At 73.8% G+C, this 2,890-nt stretch carries 1 protein-coding gene and 2 pseudogenes; 2 read left to right on the forward strand and 1 reads right to left on the reverse strand.

Annotated elements, in window-relative coordinates; all coding sequences use genetic code 11:
- Positions 1–283 (forward strand): annotated as a pseudogene (locus AC30N0_RS10635) (hypothetical protein); the annotation flags it as partial.
- 29 nt (positions 284–312) lie between these two features.
- Here AC30N0_RS10635 and AC30N0_RS10640 read toward each other — a convergent pair.
- Positions 313–2,142, reverse strand: a complete 1,830-nt coding sequence (locus AC30N0_RS10640; RefSeq protein ID WP_489517889.1) for a glutamine--tRNA ligase/YqeY domain fusion protein — start codon at positions 2,140–2,142, stop codon at positions 313–315.
- A 144-nt stretch (positions 2,143–2,286) separates the two neighbouring features.
- On the opposite strand from AC30N0_RS10640, the pseudogene AC30N0_RS10645 reads away from it, so the two are divergent.
- Positions 2,287–2,890, forward strand: a pseudogene (locus tag AC30N0_RS10645) (peptidase M14); the annotation flags it as partial.

Here is a 2,890-nt window from a genome sequence, read left to right on the forward strand (position 1 = left end):
GGCGATCGCCGCGGTCGGCACGACCATCGCGCTGCCCGGCCTGGGCCTGGTGATCGCCGGCCCGCTCGCGGCGGCCATCGCCGGCGCCGGTGCCGGTGCCGCCACCGGCGGCATCGTCGGGGCCCTGATCGGCTGGGGCATCCCGGAGGAGCGAGTCAAGCAGTACGACCAGGGCATCCGCGAAGGCGGCATCCTGATGGCCGTCCGGCCGCGCAACGACGAGGACGCGAGCTATTTCGAGAACTCGTGGAAGTCGAATCGCGGCGAGCACGTCTATCGCTAGACGGATCGGCGCCGCCTGCCGGCGGCGCCTCAGCGCGAGCCGCCGCCCGTGCCCGGCGGCGCGCTCCACGTGTCGCGGAGGCCGGTGATGCGGTTGAACACCGGCCGGCCGGGCCGGTGCTCGACACGGTCGGCGACGAAGTAGCCGTGGCGCTCGAACTGCACCTTGTCGTCGGGCCGTGAGCCGGCCAAGGAGCGCTCGACGAAGCCCTGCGCCACGCGCTTGCTGTCCGGGTTGAGGCTTTCCTTCATCTCCCGTCCGCCGGTGTCCGGGTGGGCGTCGACGAACAGGCGCTCGTACAGGCGCAGCTCCGCCGGCAAGGCGTCGTGGACGCCGAGCCAGGTGATCGCGCCCTTGACCTTGACCGCGTCGGCGCCCGGCGTGCCGCTCTTCGTGTCCGGGACGACGCGCGCGAGCACCGCCGTGACCCGGCCGGCGTCGTCCTTCTCGCAGCCGGTGCACTCGACGACGCAGCCGTACTTGAGGCGGACCCGGTTGCCGGGAAAGAGGCGGAAGAAGCCCTTCGGCGGCGTCTCGGCGAAGTCGTCGCGCTCGATCCACAGCTCGGGGCCGAGCTCGAACTCGCGCTGGCCGAGCTCCGGCCGCTGCGGGTACGCCGGCGCGTGGCACGGCTCGCGGTGCGCGGCGCCGCCGAACACCTCGGCCCAGTTGACGAGCCGGAGCGGCAGCGGGTCGAGCACCGCCATGGCACGCGCCGCCTTGCCTTCGAGGTCCTCGCGCAGGGCGATGTCGAGGCTGGCGTACTCGGTCCAGCCGCCGGCCTTGCTGGTGCCGGCGCGCTCGGCCATCAGGCGGATGGCGTCGGGCGTGTAGCCGCGCCGGCGCAGGCCGGCGATCGTCGGCATGCGCGGGTCGTCCCAGCCGTCGACGATGCCGTCGTCGACGAGCTCGCGCAGCTTCCGCTTGCTGGTGATGACGTTGGTGACGTTGAGGCGCGCGAACTCGTACTGGTGCGGCCGCGGCCGAGTCAGCAGGCCGAGGTCGCACAGGGTCTCGAGCAGCCAGTCGTAGAACGGCCGCTGGTCCTCGAACTCGAGCGTGCAGATGCTGTGCGTGATGTTCTCGAGCGCGTCCTCGATGGGGTGGGCGTAGGTGTACATCGGGTAGATGCACCAGGTGTCGCCGGTGTTGTGGTGGGTCGCCCGCTTGATCCGGTAGAGCGCCGGGTCGCGCAGGTTCATGTTCGGGCTCGCCATGTCGATCTTCGCGCGCAGCACGGCGGCGCCGTCGGCGAGCCGGCCGTCCTTCATTTCGCGAAGCCGGGCCAGGTTCTGCTCGGGCGTGCGCGCCCGGAACGGGCTCTCCGTGCCCGGGTTGGCGAAGTCGCCGCGGTGCGCGCGCATCTCGTCGGCGCTCTGCTCGTCGACGTAGGCGTGGCCGGCGAGCACGAGCGCCTCGGCGGCCCGGTACATGAAGCCGAAGTAGTCGCTGGCGAAGTAGAGGTGCGGCGTGGTCGCGGCACCGGGCAGCGCCGGCTCCGGCGCGTGCCAGTCGAAGCCGAGCCAGCGCACCGTGTCGAGGATGGCGTCGACGTACTCCTGCTCTTCCTTCTCGGGGTTGGTGTCGTCGAAGCGCATATGGCACATGCCGCCGTACTCCTGCGCCAGCCCGAAGTTGAGGCAGATGCTCTTGGCGTGGCCGATGTGCAGGTAGCCGTTCGGCTCGGGCGGAAAGCGGGTGCGGATCCGCGCCGGGTCGGGCGGGGCGTTCGCGTGGTGAGCGGCATCGCCGGGCGTTCCGGCGAAGCGCCGCCCGGCATAGGTGCCGGCTTCGAGGTCGCGCTCGATGATCTGGCGCAGGAAGTTGCTGCCGGGCGCGATGTCTTTGGGGCTGGTCATGGGGAAGGCGAAGCTGTGCGCCGCGGGCCCGGATTCTAGGTGGCGCCCTGCGCCGCCGAGGGACTCGCCGCGCCGGCGCGATGCGCGCCGCAGCGCGCGTTTAGTATTCCGCGGCACCGGACGAGCCGGCGAAGGAACAGGGCGATGAGCGCGAACGATGGCCGGCGAGTGCCGCCCGGTGGGCTGCCCTGGCTGGCGGCTCTCGTCGTCGCCGCCTGCGCATCGCAGCCGCCGGCGCCGGTCGTGCCGGGCCCGCCGCTGGCGAGCCCGCCGGCCGCCGCCGCCCCGCTGCCGGCCGTGCCCCCGCCGGGCAGCGGCGCGGTCGCCACGCCCGTTCCCGGCCCCGCTGCTCCGGCTCCGCAGACGCTTTCCTCGAGCGAGCCGGCCCTGCCTCCGCCTGCACCTGCGCCGGCGGCGCCGGTCCCGCCCGACGCCGCCCCGGTGCCTGCGGCGGTCGCGGCGCGCTTTCCGGAGCCGGCTGTGTCGTTCGCGACGCCTGCCTTCGAGCCGGGGCGCCGCGCCTTCACCAGCAACGCCGAGCTTCGCTCGGTCCTGCAGGGGCTGGCGAAGGTGCCCGGGGCCGGCGGCGCCGAGGTGGCCCTGCTCGAGGCCGGCGCGTCGCAGGAAGGCGAGCCGATCCTGGCGCTTGCGTTCCGCCGGCCGGCGCCGAACGAACCGGCCTCGACAGGGGCCGTGGCCCCGCCGGCGACGTCGGCGGGAGCGTCCGCCGCGCCTCCGGCGCCGACGC

The organism is Rhizobacter sp. (assembly GCF_031412495.1).
GTDB lineage: Bacteria > Pseudomonadota > Gammaproteobacteria > Burkholderiales > Burkholderiaceae_C > Schlegelella_A.